16 protein-coding genes are annotated in these 17511 nt (G+C 63.5%); 6 read left to right on the forward strand and 10 right to left on the reverse strand.

Annotated features, from left to right (window positions below; all coding sequences use genetic code 11):
- Nucleotides 1-85 precede the first annotated feature (85 nt).
- Genes AC0L3U_RS01860 through AC0L3U_RS01870 form a run of 3 tightly spaced genes read right to left on the reverse strand, consistent with a single transcriptional unit; the run spans nt 86 to nt 3194 of the window.
- A complete protein-coding gene (locus AC0L3U_RS01860; RefSeq protein ID WP_275171971.1) occupies nt 86-1078 on the reverse strand; it encodes a Bug family tripartite tricarboxylate transporter substrate binding protein in 993 nt (330 codons plus the stop codon).
- A gap of 52 nt (nt 1079-1130) precedes the next feature.
- Entirely contained in the window at nt 1131-2390 is a 1260-nt protein-coding gene (locus tag AC0L3U_RS01865; protein ID WP_473360454.1) for a CaiB/BaiF CoA transferase family protein, read from the reverse strand.
- 9 nt (nt 2391-2399) lie between these two features.
- Nucleotides 2400-3194, reverse strand: coding sequence for an enoyl-CoA hydratase/isomerase family protein (locus tag AC0L3U_RS01870; protein WP_456764475.1), 795 nt, complete (start codon nt 3192-3194; stop codon nt 2400-2402).
- A 117-nt stretch (nt 3195-3311) separates the two neighbouring features.
- Between AC0L3U_RS01870 and AC0L3U_RS01875 the strand changes: the two genes are divergently transcribed.
- From AC0L3U_RS01875 to AC0L3U_RS01885, 3 genes are all read left to right on the forward strand, one after another.
- Nucleotides 3312-3977, forward strand: a complete 666-nt coding sequence (locus AC0L3U_RS01875) for a GntR family transcriptional regulator (RefSeq protein WP_473360455.1) — start codon at nt 3312-3314, stop codon at nt 3975-3977.
- Nucleotides 3978-4129: 152 nt separating this feature from the next.
- Nucleotides 4130-5101, forward strand: coding sequence for an MBL fold metallo-hydrolase (locus tag AC0L3U_RS01880; protein ID WP_473360456.1), 972 nt, complete (start codon nt 4130-4132; stop codon nt 5099-5101).
- Between the two features lie 193 nt (nt 5102-5294).
- Complete coding sequence (locus tag AC0L3U_RS01885; RefSeq protein ID WP_473360457.1) at nt 5295-7115, forward strand: peroxidase family protein; 1821 nt, start codon at nt 5295-5297, stop codon at nt 7113-7115.
- 43 nt (nt 7116-7158) lie between these two features.
- On the opposite strand, the gene AC0L3U_RS01890 is transcribed toward AC0L3U_RS01885, so the two are convergent.
- From AC0L3U_RS01890 to AC0L3U_RS01910, 5 genes are all read right to left on the reverse strand, one after another.
- Nucleotides 7159-7878 carry a haloacid dehalogenase type II gene (locus AC0L3U_RS01890; protein WP_473360458.1) on the reverse strand — a complete coding sequence of 240 codons (720 nt, stop codon included), beginning with the start codon at nt 7876-7878 and terminating at the stop codon, nt 7159-7161.
- Nucleotides 7879-7966: 88 nt separating this feature from the next.
- Nucleotides 7967-8968: a class II fructose-bisphosphatase gene (glpX, locus tag AC0L3U_RS01895; RefSeq protein ID WP_007609885.1), complete on the reverse strand. Its 1002-nt coding sequence runs from the start codon at nt 8966-8968 to the stop codon at nt 7967-7969.
- Nucleotides 8969-9065: 97 nt separating this feature from the next.
- Nucleotides 9066-10382 carry a homoserine dehydrogenase gene (locus tag AC0L3U_RS01900; RefSeq protein ID WP_473360459.1) on the reverse strand — a complete coding sequence of 439 codons (1317 nt, stop codon included), beginning with the start codon at nt 10380-10382 and terminating at the stop codon, nt 9066-9068.
- A 29-nt stretch (nt 10383-10411) separates the two neighbouring features.
- Entirely contained in the window at nt 10412-11632 is a 1221-nt protein-coding gene (locus AC0L3U_RS01905; RefSeq protein WP_018454429.1) for an LL-diaminopimelate aminotransferase, read from the reverse strand.
- A gap of 215 nt (nt 11633-11847) precedes the next feature.
- A complete protein-coding gene (locus AC0L3U_RS01910; protein WP_473360460.1) occupies nt 11848-12123 on the reverse strand; it encodes a hypothetical protein in 276 nt (91 codons plus the stop codon).
- 254 nt (nt 12124-12377) lie between these two features.
- On the opposite strand from AC0L3U_RS01910, the gene AC0L3U_RS01915 reads away from it, so the two are divergent.
- The 3 genes from AC0L3U_RS01915 to AC0L3U_RS01925 all read left to right on the forward strand — a co-directional run bounded on the left by AC0L3U_RS01915 (nt 12378) and on the right by AC0L3U_RS01925 (nt 15599).
- Nucleotides 12378-14186, forward strand: coding sequence for a PHA/PHB synthase family protein (locus tag AC0L3U_RS01915; RefSeq protein WP_473360461.1), 1809 nt, complete (start codon nt 12378-12380; stop codon nt 14184-14186).
- A 65-nt stretch (nt 14187-14251) separates the two neighbouring features.
- Complete coding sequence (locus AC0L3U_RS01920) at nt 14252-14650, forward strand: MAPEG family protein (RefSeq protein WP_027517739.1); 399 nt, start codon at nt 14252-14254, stop codon at nt 14648-14650.
- A gap of 181 nt (nt 14651-14831) precedes the next feature.
- The gene (locus tag AC0L3U_RS01925) at nt 14832-15599 is read left to right on the forward strand and encodes an outer membrane protein (protein ID WP_473360462.1); all 768 of its coding nucleotides are present in this window, start codon (nt 14832-14834) and stop codon (nt 15597-15599) included.
- A gap of 196 nt (nt 15600-15795) precedes the next feature.
- On the opposite strand, the gene AC0L3U_RS01930 is transcribed toward AC0L3U_RS01925, so the two are convergent.
- Nucleotides 15796-16383, reverse strand: coding sequence for a class I SAM-dependent methyltransferase (locus AC0L3U_RS01930; protein ID WP_473360463.1), 588 nt, complete (start codon nt 16381-16383; stop codon nt 15796-15798).
- 14 nt (nt 16384-16397) lie between these two features.
- Nucleotides 16398-17444: an N-acetyl-gamma-glutamyl-phosphate reductase gene (gene argC / locus AC0L3U_RS01935; RefSeq protein ID WP_473360464.1), complete on the reverse strand. Its 1047-nt coding sequence runs from the start codon at nt 17442-17444 to the stop codon at nt 16398-16400.
- Nucleotides 17445-17511: the final 67 nt, after the last annotated feature.

Raw genomic sequence — 17511 nt, forward strand, 5'->3', positions numbered from 1 at the left:
CCTTCGAGACGCCCGCCTGCGGCGGGCTCCTCAGGATGAGGACGGTGCTTGAACTCGGCTGCGCAATCGAACGCCATCGGCCGCCTCACTTGACGAGCCAGCCCTGCTCGCCCGCGACTTGCTTGACGTGCTCGAGGTCCTCCTTGATGAACTTGTCGAGTTCGGCGCCGGTCAGGAAGGTGTCGACCTGGGAGGTTTTCTCGATGTAGTCCTTCCAGTCCGGTGTCGCCTGCACCTTCTTCATCAGGTCGACATAGAACGCAGCCTGGTCCGGCGTGACCTTGCCTGGGAGCCACACTGTCCGCGGCTGCTCATACTGCTTGATATCGAGGCCCTGCTCGACGCAGGTCGGAACGTCACCCCAGCCTTCGGTCGCGGTGACCTTGGCGCCCTGCGGCAGCCGCTTCGGGCTGAACACGCACAATGGCCGTTGCGTTCCACCGCGCCATTGCCCGAGACTTTCGCTGGGATTGTTGACGTGGGAGTCGAGGTGTCCGCCGGCGAGCTGCACGGCGGTCTCGGCCCCGCTCTTGAAGGGGATGTAGGTCAGCTTGATGTGGCCGGCCTTCTCGATCATGCGGGTCAGCACCTCATCGGTGTCCTTTGACTGCGCGCCGCCCATCTTGAACTCGCCTGATGCGGCCGCCTTCAGATAGTCGCCCGCCGTCTTGTAGGGCGCGTCCTGCTTGACCCAGAGCAGGAACTCGTCCTGCGCCATTGCCGCGATCGCAGTGAGATCGGTGTAGTTGAAAGCGACCTTGGAGACGAGCGGCTGCTGCCAGGCATTCGACGTGCCGAAGATCACCTTGTAGGGATCGCCGGCGGAGGCCTTGCCGTAGACATAGCCTTCCGCGCCGCTGCCGCCCCCTTTGTTGACGACGACGATCGGCTGCTCCACCAGCTTGTGCTTGGTGATGATGTTCTGCACGGCGCGCGCGAGATTATCGGTGCCGCCGCCGGGCCCGGCGGTCGCCACGAACTCGATCGGCTTTTGCGGTTGCCAGGCCGAGAGCGCCGGCATCGTGCCGGCGAGCACGGTTGCGGCGGCGGAGAGCAGAAGCGTTGACGTCCGACCCATGATGTCCTCCAGCTGATTTTTGTCTCTTGTTCTTGTCGTTTTCGACGTCCGGTCAGGCGACGCGTTCCTCGCGTCTTCCCGATGCCAGGACGATTGCGCCTTCTTGTTCGAGCGCTTCGATCTGCTGCTGGTCGAACCCGTGCTCGACCAGCACCTCGCTTGTATGCTCACCGTAGACCGGCGCGCCCGTACGCACTTTGCCTGGGGTCTCCGAAAACTTGACCGGCAAGCCGATCGTCTTCACCGGACCGAGCGTGGAATGCTCGACCTCGACGACCATCTCGCGCGCCAGCGTCTGCGGATCGCTGAGCGCCTCCAGCATGTCGTGCACGGGTCCGCAGGGCACGCCCTTCTCGTCCAGCGCAGCCAGCCAATGCGCCCGCGTCCGGGTGCGGAAGCGCTCGCTCAGGACGGCTTCGAGCTCCTTCAGATTGGCCATGCGGTCGGCGCCGTTGATGAAACGCGGATCGGCGGCCAGCTCGTTTGCGCCGAGGGCCTCCAGCATCAACAGCCAGTGCTTCTTGTTGGCGCCGCCGACCACCAGCCAACCGTCCGAGGCCTCGAAGGCCTGATATGGCGCGTTGAGCGGATGGGCCGACCCCATGGCGCGCGGCGCGGTGCCCGCGGCCAGCGCGATGGTCGACTGCCAGTAGGTCTGCACCAGTGCGGCCTCGTAGAGCGAGGTCTCGACCCACTGCCCTTCGCCGGTCTTGAGACGGTGCGTATAGGCCGCGAGGATGCCCATGCTCGCCAGCAGGCCGGCGGTGATGTCGGACAGCGGCGGACCGCATTTCACGGGCGGACCATCGGGACGTTCGCCGGTAAAGCTCATGATGCCGCTCATGGCCTGGGCGACCAGATCGAAGCCGCGGCGATGCTTGTAGGGTCCGGTGCGGCCGAAGCCCGACAGCGAGCAATAGATCAGCGTTGGATGCTGCTTGTGCAGGTCTTCGTAGCCGAAGCCGAGGCGCTCCATGGCGCCCGGCGCAAAGTTCTCGACCAGCACGTCGGCGCCCGCGATCAGCCGCCGCAACACCTGTTTGCCGCCCTCGGTCTTCAGATCCAGCACGATGCCGCGCTTGTTGCGGTTCATCATCAGGAACGAGGCCGCCTCGTCGCCAATCTTTGGCGGCACCGAATGGCGGGTGTCGTCACCGTTCGGCGATTTCTCGATCTTGATCACGTCGGCGCCCATGTCGGCCAGCATCAAGGTGCAGGTCGGCCCTGCCATGACATGGGTGAGGTCGATGACCTTGAGGCCGGCAAGCGGCCCCGAACGGCCGGAGGTTGATTGCGAGCGATCGCTTTGCATCGGGGCGTCCTATTGGCCGCGCCATTGCGGCGCGCGCTTGGTGAGGAAAGCATCGAGCCCTTCGCGAAAATCCTGGCTCGTGTAGCACATCAGGATGAGGTCCTCGCCCTCGTCCGGCGTCAGCCGCCTTTGCAGGCGCGCCACGGCCTGCTTGGTCGCATTCAGCGTCAGCGGCGCGTGGCTGGCGAGCAGCCGGGCGACCTCGTCGGCGCGTCGGTCGAGCGCGGCGAGATCCTCGACGACCTCGCCGAGCAGCCCGACACTGGCGGCCTCCGTCGCGTCGACCAGGCGCGCGGTGAAGATCAGATCCTTGACGCGGGCAGCGCCGATCAGCGCGGTGAGACGACTGACATTGGACATCGACAGGCAATTGCCGAGCGTGCGGGCAATGGGAAAGCCGATCTTCGCGCTTTGGGTGCCGATGCGGAGGTCACAGGCCGCGGCAATGCCTGCGCCGCCGCCGGTGCAGAACCCGTTGATCGCGGCGATCGTCGGCACGCGGCACTGCTCGAGCGTGGTCAGCACCCGATCGATGCGGTTCTCGTAGTCGATCGCGTCCTGCGGCGACTTGAAATCGCGGAACTGATTGATGTCGGTGCCCGCGGCAAAGGCCTTGTCGCCGGCCCCGCGCAGCACCAGCACCTTGATCGCGTGATCGTCGTTGATCTCCTCGCAGATCGCGGCAAGCCGCTCGTACATCGCGAAGGTGAAGGCGTTGCGGGCCTGCGGACGGTTGAAGGTGATCCGCCCGATACCGTCCTGGCGCTCGAAAACGAGGTCTTCCGCCACCACCTGCTGGTCCATTTCCTCATGTCCTTCTGCTTTTCTATATTTTTGAATGCAAAATTGTCGATTTACAAGCTGGAACTTGCCGTAACCCGCATATAGCTTCATTTTTGCATTCAAATGGACTTCAGACCCATGCTGCACGAGGAAGTCGTCGGCCGCATCCGGGCCATCCTGCTCGACGGCGAAATCCCGCCGGGCGCGCGGATTCCCGAGCGCGAGCTGTGCGAGCGGCTCCAGATATCGCGCACCCCGCTCCGCGAGGCGCTCAAGGTGCTCGCCGCCGAAGGGCTCGTGCAGCTCCTGCCGCATCGCGGCTCGCGCGCGGCAAAACTGACCGACAAGGACATGCGCGACCTGTTCGAGGTCTGCCAGGGCCTCGAAGCGCTCGCCGGCGAACTCGCCTGCGAGCGCATCACGGATGCCGAGATCGACGCGATCGCCGCCGCGCACGGGGACATGGTGCGGCATTATCGCGATGGCGACCTGATTCAGTACTATCGCGGCAACCGCGCCATTCACGAAGGCATCGTCGCTGCGGCCGGAAACCCGGTGCTCGCGGGGTTGTATGCGTCCGTGACCGCGCGCATCCGCCGCGCGCGTTATGTCACGCCGATGACGCCCGAGCGCTGGGCGGTCGCCGTGCAGGAGCACGATGCCATCCTGAACGCACTGCAGAGGCGCGACGGCGTCGGCCTCGCCCATATCCTGCGCGCGCATCTGCGCCACAAGCGGGAAGAGGTTTTGCAGGCGGGCTTTGCCGAAACGGAAGGGAGCGACCTTGCGCCGAGAATTGCGTGAGACGGCGTTCGCGACGCCGAAAGAAACTTGCGGTCCCGCTACAACGCGCGGTCAAGAGACACAATCGCGACACAATCATTGATTGCATTCAGCCGCACAGTTGGTAACGCGCAAACAATTGCGCAAACAAAAGACAAAAGCGGAGGAAACGCATGACAATCGATGTCTCACGTCGGTCCTTGTTGGCCCTCGGGGCTGGCCTTGGTGCCAGCGCAATGCTCGGCAGCAGCGCAATGGCGCGCGCTCCCAAGCTCGGTACCCAGACGCCATACTGGCACCGCTTCGTTCTTGGCGATGCCGAAGTCACTGTCGTCTCCGACGGACCGCTGCCGCTCGGCGACCCCTCAGGGACCTTCACCGGCGTTCCCAAGGAAGAGGTGAAGAAGATGCTCGTCGACAATTTCCTGTCGCCCGACAATGTCGTGCTCGAACAGAACTCTCCGATCGTCAACACCGGCGACAAGCTCATCCTGTTCGATACCGGCATGGGCAGTTCGAAGATGTTCGGCGCCACTACCGGCCGACAGCAGAAGAGCATGACCGAGGCAGGTATCAAGCCCGGGGACATCGATGCGGTGGTCTGCTCGCATGCACATATCGACCACATCGGGGGCATCGTGGACGACGGCGGCAAGCCGCTGTTTCCGAACGCGCAGATCTACATCTCGCAGACCGACTTCGACTTCTGGACCGACGAAGGCAAGCTCGGCAGCGACGCCAAGGATTTCGTCGTTCACGCCCGCAAGAACCTGCTGCCGGTGCGCGACCGCATCGTGTTCTTCAAGGACGGCCAGGAATTCCTGCCGGGCGTTCAGGCGATCGCAGCGCCCGGTCATACCGTCGGCCATACCATCTTCATGGTCTCGTCGGCCGGCAAGTCCTTCGCCTTCATGGGCGACCTCTCGCACCATCCCGTCCTGCTGCTCGAGCGGCCGCGGATGGAATTCTCCTACGACACCGACCCGAAGCAGGCGGCCGAGTCGCGCGTCAAACTGCTGACCATGCTTGCGGCGAACAAGACGCCCGTAATGTCGTATCACTTCGCATGGCCGGGCTATGGCCATGTCGCCAAGGCCGGCGAAGGATTCCATTATTATCCCGAACCGATGCAGATGACGTTGTAATCGCCGGATCAGGTCCGGGTGGCGTACGCGCCGCCCGGACCGCCCGAACGATCACCGCTGTCCGGCTGACCGGCAAGCAACTACAATCCGCAATGTCTCCGGCGGCGTTGGCATGCGGACATTTTGGTGTTATTGAACTACAGCTACTAATTGCAAATCGAATTTATTGACGTGAATTTGTTTGGGAGCGTCAATGTCCCGCGAGAACGATGGTTTTGTCTTCCATCGTGACCTGCTCCAACGGGTCCCGGATGTTGTCTATCGGGCCATCAACTTCCTTGTCAGATGGGACAAACTGCCAAGGCTGCTCGGAGCTGCCAATCTCTCGGCGTTCCGCGACCGGCTGCGGGAGCAAAATCTGCACCATACCGGCTACGGCACGACATCGCCTCGCTGGAACACGGGCAATGAGCGCTGGCGTTCCGCCGACGGCTCGTTCAACAGCCTCGACCATCCGCGCATGGGGATGGCTGGCGCCCGGTTCGGGCGCAATTTCGCGCTGCCCGAATGCGTGCCGGACAGCCTGGACGACCTGCTCGAACCCAGTCCGCGCGTGATCTCGGAGGAATTGCTGGCGCGCCGCGAATTCATTCCCGCGACCAGCCTCAATCTGCTGGCCGCCGCCTGGATCCAGTTCGAAACCCATAATTGGTTCAGCCATGGGTCCCCGAAGTCGGGAAACGAATTCAAGATTCCGCTGAAGCCAAACGACAAATGGCCCGCGGATCAGCGGATCGACGGCTGCATGAAGATCCGTCGGACCGTTTGCGACGAGACGCCACGTGAACCATGGCTCGGCGCGACCCCCACGTTTCGCAACCTCAACTCGCACTGGTGGGACGCCGGACAGATCTACGGCAGCGACCGCGCGAGGCAGATGCAGATCCGTTCCGGGGCAGATGGGAAGATCGCGGTCGGCGATGATGGGATGCTTCCAGACGATCCAGTCCATCCCGGCGCCGATCTCACCGGCTTCAACGACAATTGGTGGGTGGGGCTCAGCCTGCTGCACAACCTCTTTGCACGCGAGCACAATGTCATCTGCGACGGCTTGAAGACGCGGTATCCGACCTGGAACGACGAGGCGCTATTCCAGCATGCGCGGCTGATCAACGCGGCCCTGATCGCCAAGATCCACACCGTCGAATGGACGCCAGGCATCCTCGGCCATCCCGCACTGGACTTCAGCATGCACGCGAACTGGTCGGGGATCCCGTGCCGGGTGCTGCGCGCGGTGCTCGGCAAGAACAGCGAAGCCGCCTTTGGTATCATCGGCTCTCCGACGGATCAGCACAGCGCGCCCTACGCGATGACGGAGGAATTCACCGCCGTGTACCGCCTGCACCCGCTGCTCCCCGAAACGATTGATGTGCGGCGGCTCAATAGCACAGATATTAGCCCCAGCGACCTGGTCGATATGCAGGGCCCCGCCTCCCGCGAGTTCATGCAGACTCACGGCTTCGTCGACCTGCTGTACTCGTTCGGCACCGCTCATCCCGGCGCCATTCGCCTCCACAACTATCCCAACTTTCTGCGCCAGTTCACGAAAGACGACCAGCCGCTGCTCGACGTGGCGGCGATCGACATCATGCGTGATCGCGAGCGCGGCGTGCCGCGCTACAATCGGTTCCGCGAACTGGTCGGCAAGAAGCGGGTCAAGACATTCGAGGAAATCACCAGCATCCCCGGCGCGGCCGGGAAGATGCGCGCGATCTACAAGGGCGACGTCGATCGCGTTGATCTGATGGTCGGACTATTGGCCGAGGACCTGCCGGACGGTTTTGGCTTCAGCGATACTGCCTTCCGCATTTTCATCCTGATGGCATCGCGGCGCCTCAAGAGCGACCGGTTCTTCACCGATGACTACCGTGCGGAAGTCTACACCGATTTCGGTCTGGACTGGATCCACAACAACGGAATGAAATCGGTGCTGCTGCGGCATGTGCCGCAACTCGGCCCGGCGCTCGAGGGCGTCAACAACGCCTTCGCGCCGTGGAACGTGCTACGAGGCTGAGCCATGGCCCTGAGCCTTGGCCCTCTGCAAAGTCGCAGCCGCCCTAGCACCCGAGCTTGTCGGCGATCCCGCCAAAATCCCTGGCGACGATGTCCCAATTGCCGGTGGCCTCGAAATCGACCTTCTGGAGCGGACCGTATTCGGTCGGTCGCGCCACGAAAGCCGTCTTCAGCCCGTTCTTCTGCGCGGCAGCGAGATCGCCGTTGTGGGCGGCGACCATCATCACCTGCTCCGGCTTGAGGCACAGCAGGCGCGCGGCGCCAAGATAAGTTTCGGGATCGGGCTTGTAGTGCTCGAACAGCTCGGCCGACATGATGAGGTCCCAGGGAAGCCCTGCGAACTTCGCCATGTTGGTCAGCAGCGCGACATTGCCATTCGACAGCGGCGAGATCACGAATTTCGTCTTCAACCGCGTCAGGCCCGCGACACTGTCGGGCCACGGATGCAGGCGGTGCCAGCCCTTGGTGAGGTAATCGAGATCGGCTTCGGTCAGGCCTGGAATCGAAAATTGCGCGACCAGCTTTTCCAGCGAGCGGCGATGCAGATCGTCGAGCATGACATAGCCGCGCTCGGGATGTTTGCGCACGTCATCCATCGAAGCCATGTACATGCCGCGCCAGCCGTCAACGAGTGCGGTCCAGTCGGCGGAGATGCCGCGGCCCCTCGCCCACCACATGAAGTCCGTGATCAGGCTGGTGCGCCAGTCGACAACGGTGCCGAACACGTCGAATACCAGGGCTTTGACGGCGGTGAGATCCGACATGCGCACTTCCCTTTAGGCTGCTTATTATTGGTCATTCCGGATGCGCCGTGAGGCGTAAGCCCGGAATGACGGCCGGTCATTACGTCGATCAGTCCAAATGGAACTTCGCCAGTTCGCGATGCTCGGCCTTGATGTAGCGTACGGTGCCGGTGACGGAACGCATCACCACCGTCTCGGTCTCGATCACGCCGTCCTTGCGGAATTTGACGCCTGACAGCAGCGAGCCCGTGGTGACGCCGGTGGCGGCGAACAGGCAGTCGCCGCGCGCCATGTCCTCGATGCCGTAAATCATCTTGGGATCGTTGACGCCCATCTTGGCGGCGCGCTCGCGCTTCTCGTCGGAGTCGAGGATGAGACGGCACTGCATCTGGCCACCGATGCAGCGCAGCGCCACGGCCGCGAGCACGCCTTCCGGCGCGCCGCCGGTGCCGAGATACATGTCGACGCCGGTATTGTCGGGGTCGGCGCAGTGGATCACACCGGCGACGTCGCCGTCGGTGATGAGGCGCACGGCGGCGCCGGTCGAGCGCACGCTCTCGATGATGCTGGCATGGCGCGGCCGGTCGAGCACGAGAACGGTGATGCCATCCGGCTTGACGCCCTTGGCCTTGGCGAGGCGGCGGACGTTTTCGGCCGGTGTCGCATCGAGCTCGACGACGCCCTTGTCATAGCCGGGACCGATCGCGAGCTTCTGCATGTAGACGTCGGGGGCGTGCAACAACGTGCCGCCGTCGGCCATCGCCATGGTGGCGATCGAGCCCGGCATGTTTTTGGCGCACAGCGTGGTGCCTTCGAGCGGGTCGACGGCGATATCGACCTGCGGGCCGGCGTTCATGCCGACCTTCTCGCCGATGAAGAGCATCGGCGCCTCGTCGCGCTCGCCCTCGCCGATGACGATGGTGCCCTCGATCGGCAGCTTGTTGAGCTCGCGCCGCATCGCGTCCACCGCGGCCTGGTCGGCAGCCTTCTCGTTGCCGTGCCCGCGCAGACGCGCCGAAGACACCGCCGCCCGCTCCGTCACACGCACGATCTCCAGCGTGAGAATGCGCTCGAGCAACGCTTGCGGCGGGACTGAAATATGGGTCGACATCGGCTCACTCCTTCGAAACAGTTTTGGACGGACATCTCCGCCGCATCAACTCGTAACACCCACAGTTCGTTCGAACCGTGTCATTGCTTAAGCATGCTCAGTTCTTCTCGATCCTGATGACCTGCGGCCGTCCGCTGATCACCTTGTCCTTCTGCACGGCCGCGAGCGCGCGGCGCACGGCGTCCTCGTGCGTGGCATAGGTGATGAGGATGACGGGCACCGGGACCGCCTTGCCGTCTGCCGGCGCGGCGCCGCCATTGGGATGGCGCTGCACGATCGACTCGATCGAAATCTTCTGCTCCGCGAGCCGCGTCGCAATCGCAGCCGCGGTGCCCGGGAAATCGCGTGCCAGAAGGCGGATGTAGTAGCCGCCCTCGTGGCGCTCCATCGGCGCCTTCTTGGTGTCGCGCAGCTGCGCAATCGGCCGGCCGAACGGATTGGCGCGAATGCCGCGCGCGACGTCGGCAATGTCGGCGACGACGGCGGATGCGGTCGCCGCTCCCCCGGCACCGGGGCCGACCAGCGTGATCGGCGGGATGCCTTCGCCATCGATCGTGACAGCATTGGTGACACCCATCACCTGTGCGATCGACGAGGATTTTGGAACCATGGTCGGATGCACGCGCTGCTCGATACCCTTGGCGGTGCGAACCGCGACGCCGAGCAGCTTGAGCCGGTAACCAAGATCGTCGGCGGCACGGAGATCTTCCGGCGCGATGGAGGAGATACCTTCGACATACACGGCGCTTTGAGCAACTTTCGTGCCGAAAGCGAGGCTGGCGAGAATAGCGAGCTTTTGCGCGGTATCGTGGCCGTCGACGTCGAACGACGGATTGGCCTCGGCATAGCCGAGCCGTTGCGCGTCCTTCAGGCATTCGGCGAAGGACAGGCCCTCCTGCTCCATCCGGGTCAGGATGTAATTGCAGGTGCCGTTGAGGATGCCGTAGACCCGGTTGATGCCGGTTCCGGCAAGACCTTCGCGTAACGTCTTGATGACAGGGATCGCAGCGCCGACGGCTGCCTCGAAATTCAGCGCGCCGCCGTGCTTTTCGGCGGCCTTTGCCAGCTTGAGGCCGTGCTTTGCCAGCAACGCCTTGTTGGCGGTGACAACGGACTTGCCGGCGCTCAGCGCAGCTTCCACCGCCGCCAGCGCGGGATCGCCGGAGCCACCCATCAGCTCGACGAAGCAATCGATGCCGGGATGCGTCGCAAGGGCAAGCGGATCCTTGACCCATTCGATGCCGCGCAGATCGACGCCGCGTTTCTTGGCCTTCGAGCGCGCGGTGACGGCGACGACGCGGATGCCGCGGCCGCTGCGGCCGGCAAGCACGCGCGCCTGCGTTTCAATCAGACGGACAACTTCGGCGCCCACGGTGCCGAGCCCCGCTATGCCCACTTTCAGGGGTGCAACCATGATGCCTTGGAAAACCTGCGGAAGAGAACTTAACGCCGAGTGGCGAGCGGAACGACGTTGTGCAACGTTTCGATGCCGCTTTCAAGGAAGCGGCGCACGCCGCGAGCGGCCTGCCTGATCCGTTGCTCGTTTTCCACCATGGCGATACGGACATATCCTTCACCATGCTCGCCAAAGCCGACGCCGGGCGAGACCGCGACACCGGATTTCTCCACCATCAGGGTCGCGAACTGCATGCTGCCGACGCTGCGGAAGGCTTCCGGCAGCGGCACCCAGGCAAACATCGACGCTTCCGGCGGCGGGATCTCCCAGCCGGCACGCCCGAAGGATTCCACCAGCGCGTCGCGCCGCTTGCGGTAGGTGTCGCGCATCTCCTTGATGCAATCGTCCGGTCCGTTCAGCGCGGCGGTCGCCGCGACCTGGATCGGCGTGAACGCACCGTAGTCGAGATAGGATTTGACGCGGCCGAGTGCCGCAATCACGCGCTCGTTGCCGACCGCGAAGCCCATGCGCCAGCCAGCCATCGAATAGGTCTTCGACATCGAGGTGAACTCGACGGCGACGTCCATCGCACCCGGCACCTGGAGCACCGAGGGCGGTGGGTTGCTTTCGTCGAAATAAACCTCGGCATAAGCGAGATCGGACAGGATCAGGATCTCATGCTTCTTCGCGAATGCGACCAGGTCCTTGTAGAAGTCGAGGCTCGCGACATAGGCGGTCGGGTTCGAAGGATAGCAGACGACGAGCGCCAGCGGCTTCGGGATCGAATGCACGATCGCCCGCTCGACAGCCTCGAAGAATTGCGGCGTCGGCTCCGAGGGCACCGAGCGGATCACGCCGCCTGCCATCAAGAAGCCGAAGGCGTGAATCGGGTAGCTCGGATTCGGACAAAGGATGACGTCGCCGGGCGCGGTGATCGCCTGCGCCACGTTGGCAAAGCCCTCCTTGGAGCCGAGCGTCGCCACCACTTGAGTGTCGGGATTGAGCTTCACGCCGAAACGGCGGGCGTAGTAGCCGGCCTGGGCCCGGCGCAGCCCGGGGATGCCGCGGGAGGCCGAGTAGCGGTCGGTGCGCGGCTTGCCCAGCGTCTCCTTCAGCTTCTCCAGCACGTGCGCCGGCGCCGGCAGGTCCGGATTGCCCATGCCGAGGTCGATGATGTCGGCGCCGGCATTCCGCGCGGCTGCCTTGGCCCGGTTGACCTGTTCGAACACGTAAGGCGGAAGGCGGCGGATGCGGTAAAACTCTTCCATGGCTCTCTCGGCTCCAGGCAACCGGTCAGGACAGAATCGACAGCCATAAAAGACCAGGCGGAAAGGCGCCCGCATCCCACGCGAAAATTACTCAAGATCAAATACTTAGAGCAATTATCGACGACGTTGACTGAAGTCGTTCGCCCTGACTCTCGGCTGAACTAAGGTCTTTTAGCACGGCGAGGCGGAGGCGCCAGCGATTACCTTGCAGCGTCCTATTTCGCGTCCTTGGTGGCAACCGCCTGACGGTCGCGCGCGGCAGCAAGTTCGGCCTCGATCTTGGCGCGTTGGTCCGGCAGCATGACCGCCTGATTGCGATCCGGCGGCAGATCGTGCACCGGCAGATAGCTACCAGCCTCCCTGGGATGCGCTTGCGCATCGGAAGGCGTCATATCCGCGAGCTGGCTCGAGCAGCCGCCCAGGGCTAGCGTCGCCATCAGCAGCGCGCCACAGATCCGTCGCGACTTTTGCAGGTCCCTCAACGCCAACACTAGGGAAATCCCCACTTCGTCCCAAAGCACGGCCCCGGGCAACCTTACCCAAGTCCGCGCCCAAGCTCAAACCATTGCTGCCCAAATGGTCCGAGCGAGAAAATAGCCCGGGTAACACCAAGCCGAGCGGTGCGGCTCGATTGTGACGGAACCAAGAAAATTTGTCGCACTGCAACACATCTTCGAGAGTGTTTAATGCCAAACATGCGAGCTTCGCGGTGACGAATACGGAATGAATCGTTACTGTTCTGCTCATGAGTATGGCCACGACCGATACGCCCAAACCCGAGACCAAGTTCGATGCGGAAGCCTTCGCGATGAATGTCGCGCGGGCGATGGAGAGCGGCGGCAAGGCGCTCGCCGCGTACCTGAAGCCGCGCGAGAGCGGCGAGGTGCAGGATCGTCCGCCGGCCGAGCTTGCCGAGGTCGTCAAGACCTTCACCGCCGTCGCCGAATACTGGCTGTCGGATTCGTCGCGGTCCTCCGCACTCCAGACCAAGCTCGCCAAGGACTATCTCGACCTCTGGGGCTCGGCGGCGCGCCGCATGGCCGGTCAGGACGCCCCGCCCGCGATCGCGCCCTCGCCGCGCGACAAGCGCTTTGCCGATCCGGAATGGAAGTCGAACCAGTTCTTCGATTTCATGATGCAGCTCTATTTGCTCACGACCAAATTTGCGCAGGAGCTTGTGCGCGACGCCGAGGGGCTCGATCCGCAGACCCGCCGCAAGGCCGAGTTCTACGTCCAGCAGCTCACCAACGCGATATCGCCCTCCAACTTCGTGCTGACCAATCCGGAAGTGCTGCGCGCGACGGTGGCCAGCAGCGGCGAAAATCTCGCGCGCGGCCTGAAGATGCTGGCCGAGGACATCGCCGCCGGCAAGGGCACGCTGAAAATCCGTCAGTCCAATCCGGACAATCTCGTCGTCGGCGTGAACATGGCGACGACGCCGGGCAAGGTGATCTACCAGAACGAGATGATGCAGCTGATCCAGTATGCGCCGGCGACGGAGAACGTGCTGCGCACGCCGCTCCTGATCATCCCGCCCTGGATCAACAAGTTCTACATCCTCGATCTCAAGCCGGAGAAATCCTACATCAAGTGGTGCGTCGATCAGGGCATCACCGTGTTCGTGATCTCATGGGTCAATCCCGACAAGCGGCTCGGTGCCAAGAGCTGGGAAGACTACATGAAGGAAGGCCCGCTCACGGCGATGGACGTGATCGAGAAGGTCACCGGCGAGATGAAGGTGCACACCGCCGGCTATTGCGTCGGCGGCACCATGCTCGCGACCACGCTGGCCTGGCTCGCCGAGAAGCGCCGCCAGCGCGTGGCCTCCGCGACGTTCTTCGCGGCACAGGTCGACTTCACCCATGCCGGTGATTTGCTCGTGTTCGTCGACGAGGAGCAGATCGCATCCCTCGAGCAGGACATGAAGGCGGCGGGCGTGCTTGAAGGCTCGAAGATGGCGATGGCCTTCAACATGCTGCGCTCCAACGATCTGATCTGGTCCTATGTCGTCAGCAATTACCTCAAGGGCCAGCAGCCGAGCGCGTTCGATTTGCTGCACTGGAATTCGGACGCGACGCGCATGACGGCGTCGAACCATTCGTACTATCTGCGCAATTGCTATCTGGAGAACCGGCTCTCGACCGGCACGTTGGTGCTGGACAACACCCTGCTCGATCTCTCCAAGGTCATGGTGCCGATCTACAATCTCGCAACCCGCGAGGACCATATCGCGCCGGCGGAATCGGTGCTGTACGGCTCCCAGTTCTTCGGCGGTCCGGTGAAATACGTATTGTCCGGCTCGGGCCACATCGCCGGCGTGGTCAATCCGCCCGCCTCGAACAAATACCAGTACTGGACCAACGACAACGTCAAGTCCGCCAACGTCGCCGAGTGGATGAAGGGCGCGGTCGAGCACAAGGGCTCGTGGTGGCCGGACTGGCGGCAATGGCTGGGCGCACTCGATCCCGAGGAAGTCCCGGCCCGCACGGTCGGCAGCGAGGCGTTTCCCCCGATCGAGGACGCGCCCGGCAGCTATGTCAGGGTTCGCGCATAGCAGAATCTTCCGGGCTTTCGTATAAGCTCCACGCCTGCAGCAGAAATTGATGAGGGGACCGGGTTATGACGCGTGAATTGTTCTGGCTGACACTGACGGTGGTCCTGACCGGAATCCTCTGGATTCCCTACACCATCAACCGCTGCCAGATTCGCGGTCTCGGTGGCGCGATGGCCAATCCCTCGCGCACCGACAAGCCGCAATCGGAATGGGCGAACCGCCTGATGTTCGCGCATGACAACGCCGTCGAGAACCTCGTGCTGTTCGCGCCGCTGGTGCTGATCCTGAACGCGATCGACTACTCCTCGAAATGGACGGTGCTTGCTTGCGCCGTCTATTTTTGGTCGCGCGTCGCGCATCTGATCGTCTATGCGCTCGGGATCCCGGTGTTCCGCACGGTGGCCTTCACCGTCGGCTTCATCGCGCAGGCTGTGCTGGCCGTCGCGATCTTCAAGGTGGTTTGATCGCACCTCCGATGGCTTAGCGCCTGCAACAAAGGAGTAAAATCCTCGATAGCCTGCCCGGCTGCCGGTGTTGCCAAAGGATGACAGTCCGACAAAAACCGGGATGCCGTCCTTGGGCTGCCGCGTAGGATCGGCCATCCACAGGTATATTTGGCCATCGCATTGATGATTCGGGGCAAACATGAATTGGAAGATTGCATCCGCGCTCGCCGGCTTCTCGCTCGCAGCCGTCGCGACCCAGGCCAGTGCCGCAGATCTCGCCGCCCGTCCCTACACCAAGGCGCCGCCGATGATCGCGGCGATCTATGATTGGAGCGGCTTCTACATTGGCGCCAACGGCGGCTATGGCTCGTCGCGCAATTGCTGGGACCAGACTGTTGGTTTCGCGCCCGGCGTTGCGGAAGGCTGCCATGACGCGACGGGCGCCGTCGCCGGCGGCCAGATCGGTTATCGCTGGCAGAGCAGCGCCTTCGTGTTCGGCCTCGAAGCGCAGGGCGACTGGGCCGATCTCTCGGGCCGGAACACCAGCGCCGTGGCAGGCGTGGCGAACCGCACCCGCGTCGATGCTTTCGGCCTGTTCACCGGCCAGGTCGGCTACGCCTGGAATAACGCACTGCTTTACGTGAAGGGCGGCGCCGCCGTCACCCGCGACCGCTACCGCGGTATCGGAACGGGTGGTCTGGCCGGAGCCGAATTTGATCGTGCCGACGACACCCGCTGGGGCGGCACGGTCGGCATCGGCATCGAATACGGCTTCGCCCCGAACTGGTCGGTCGGCCTCGAATACGACCATCTGTTCATGGGCCGTCACGACGTCACGCTCACCTCCAACGGCGCGCTGACGCCGGTCGGCACGTTCTCACGCACCGACCGCATCGGCCAGGACGTCGATTTGATCACCGCCCGCATCAACTACAAATTTGGCGGCCCGATCATCGCGAAGTACTGAGAAAGCGCCTCTCGCAGTCGTCATGCCCGGGCTGGTCGCGCCTGCGCGGCCGAAGCCGCTTCGGTGAGGCCGAGGCCCGGACATACACGTTCTCCCTCGACCGCGGCGGTGGCCTTCACCGTCGGCTTCATCGCGCAGGCCGTGCTCGCCGTCGCGATCTTCAAGGTGGTTTGAGATCAGGCCTCGTTGTTTTAGATCAGGCCTTGCGAACGACGAGATGCAGCATGTTCGCCGGCGTCTCGTCAAAGCTCTGGATCACGTTCCTGTCCGACGACAGCGTGATCCATGGACCTGCGCTGGCGTAAGTCGCCTCGAGCCATTCTGGCGACGCATAATTGTAATAGCGCCCGAGACTGTCCCGGCTGTCGCCCTCGCCCATCTTGTAGCTGGCATAGAACACGCCTGACGGCCTGAGTGCGCGATGAATCCGCGCCAGAATGCCGGCGAGTTCGTCGCGCGGCACGTGCAGGAGACAGGCGCTGGCCCAGACGCCGTCATAGGCCTCGTGCGCGTCAAGCTGGTCGAACCGCATCGCCTCGACGGCATGACCGAGCCGCTGCGACGCGATCTCGGCCATTTCAGGCGAGCCGTCGGTGGCGCGCACCGAAAAACCCTCGGCCAGCATCACCGCCGAATGATTGCCGGCGCCACAGCCGAGCTCGAGGATCGAGCCGCCGGCCGGCAGCAGAGCGAGAAAGCCTCGCAGCCGCGTCGAGGGCGCCTTCGCCCAGTCCGCATAGGACCGGGCGTTGCTCCGATAGAATTGCAGAGTCCCTTCGTCCACGGCGATCACTCCGATCAGGGAAACAGCGCGATCTGCTCCAGTCCAGCGGTCTCGGGGAATCCGAACATCAGGTTCATGTTCTGGATCGCCTGACCGGCCGAGCCCTTCACCAGATTGTCGAGCACCGAGATCACGATGGCGCGGTTCTTGATCCGGTCGGCGATGACGCCGATCTGCACATAGTTCGAGCCGCGTACGTTCTGGGTCTGCGGCAGCACGCCCTTCTTGACGACATGCACGAAGGGCTCGTTCGCGTAGGCTCGCGCGAGGGCGGCCCGCAAATCGTCCGGCGTCGCGCCGTTAAGCTTGACGTAGGACGTGCAGAGTTCGCCCCGCGACATCGGTATGAGATGAGGCGTGAAATTGACGGTCACGCGCGCGCCCGCCGCAACGCCGATCTCCTGTTCGATCTCCGGCGCATGCCGGTGCGTGCCGACCGAATACGGCGAAATCCCCTCGCCCGCCTCGCTGAATAGCGTGTTCTGTTTCAGGCCGCGTCCGGCGCCGGTGACGCCTGACTTGGCGTCGATCAGGATGTCATCGACGTCGATCAGTTTTGCTTTCGCCAGTGGCACCAGCGCCAACAGCGCTGCCGTCGGATAGCAGCCGGGACAGGCGACCAGCCGCGCCGCGGCAATCTTCTCCCGATAGAATTCGGTCAGGCCGTAGACGGCTTCGCCCTGCAACTCGAGCGCCTGATGTTCGTGGCCGTACCACTGCGCGTAGGTTTCCTTGTCGCGCAGCCGGAAATCGGCGGACATGTCGAGGACCTTGATCTTCGGGTTGGCCTTCAGCACGGCCGCGATGATCTGCTGCGTGGTGCCGTGCGGCAGTCCGCAGAACACCGCGTCGAGCTTGGTCCAGTCGACCTTTTCCCATTCCACGAGTTGAGGCAAATCCAGCATGAAGAAATGCGGAAACACCTCGCTCATGGCCTTGCCGGCATGGGTGTTGGCGGTGAGTGCCGTGATTTCCGCATTCGGATGCCGCGCCAGCAGCCGCACCGCATCGGCGCCGGTGTAGCCGGACGCGCCGAGAATGCCGATTTTCTTCAAACTCATCACACGTTCCTTTCAGGCGTCGCTGGATCGTCTTGCCGGAGTAGAAAATTGCAGCGTCGCTTCGTCC

The organism is Bradyrhizobium sp. Kon69 (assembly GCF_055807515.1).

What these genes read in the sequence shown, in the direction of transcription:
- AC0L3U_RS01885 (WP_473360457.1), top strand. Translation starts at nt 5,295, where the DNA reads ATGTCCCGCGAGAACGATGGTTTTGTCTTCCATCGTGACCTGCTCCAA.
- AC0L3U_RS01915 (WP_473360461.1), top strand. Translation starts at nt 12,378, where the DNA reads ATGAGTATGGCCACGACCGATACGCCCAAACCCGAGACCAAGTTCGAT.
- AC0L3U_RS01905 (WP_018454429.1), bottom strand. Translation starts at nt 11,632, where the DNA reads ATGGAAGAGTTTTACCGCATCCGCCGCCTTCCGCCTTACGTGTTCGAA.
- AC0L3U_RS01890 (WP_473360458.1), bottom strand. Translation starts at nt 7,878, where the DNA reads ATGTCGGATCTCACCGCCGTCAAAGCCCTGGTATTCGACGTGTTCGGC.
- AC0L3U_RS01860 (WP_275171971.1), bottom strand. Translation starts at nt 1,078, where the DNA reads ATGGGTCGGACGTCAACGCTTCTGCTCTCCGCCGCCGCAACCGTGCTC.
- AC0L3U_RS01875 (WP_473360455.1), top strand. Translation starts at nt 3,312, where the DNA reads ATGCTGCACGAGGAAGTCGTCGGCCGCATCCGGGCCATCCTGCTCGAC.
- AC0L3U_RS01865 (WP_473360454.1), bottom strand. Translation starts at nt 2,390, where the DNA reads ATGCAAAGCGATCGCTCGCAATCAACCTCCGGCCGTTCGGGGCCGCTT.
- AC0L3U_RS01870 (WP_456764475.1), bottom strand. Translation starts at nt 3,194, where the DNA reads ATGGACCAGCAGGTGGTGGCGGAAGACCTCGTTTTCGAGCGCCAGGAC.
- AC0L3U_RS01880 (WP_473360456.1), top strand. Translation starts at nt 4,130, where the DNA reads ATGACAATCGATGTCTCACGTCGGTCCTTGTTGGCCCTCGGGGCTGGC.
- glpX (WP_007609885.1), bottom strand. Translation starts at nt 8,968, where the DNA reads ATGTCGACCCATATTTCAGTCCCGCCGCAAGCGTTGCTCGAGCGCATT.
- AC0L3U_RS01900 (WP_473360459.1), bottom strand. Translation starts at nt 10,382, where the DNA reads ATGGTTGCACCCCTGAAAGTGGGCATAGCGGGGCTCGGCACCGTGGGC.
- AC0L3U_RS01920 (WP_027517739.1), top strand. Translation starts at nt 14,252, where the DNA reads ATGACGCGTGAATTGTTCTGGCTGACACTGACGGTGGTCCTGACCGGA.
- argC (WP_473360464.1), bottom strand. Translation starts at nt 17,444, where the DNA reads ATGAGTTTGAAGAAAATCGGCATTCTCGGCGCGTCCGGCTACACCGGC.
- AC0L3U_RS01925 (WP_473360462.1), top strand. Translation starts at nt 14,832, where the DNA reads ATGAATTGGAAGATTGCATCCGCGCTCGCCGGCTTCTCGCTCGCAGCC.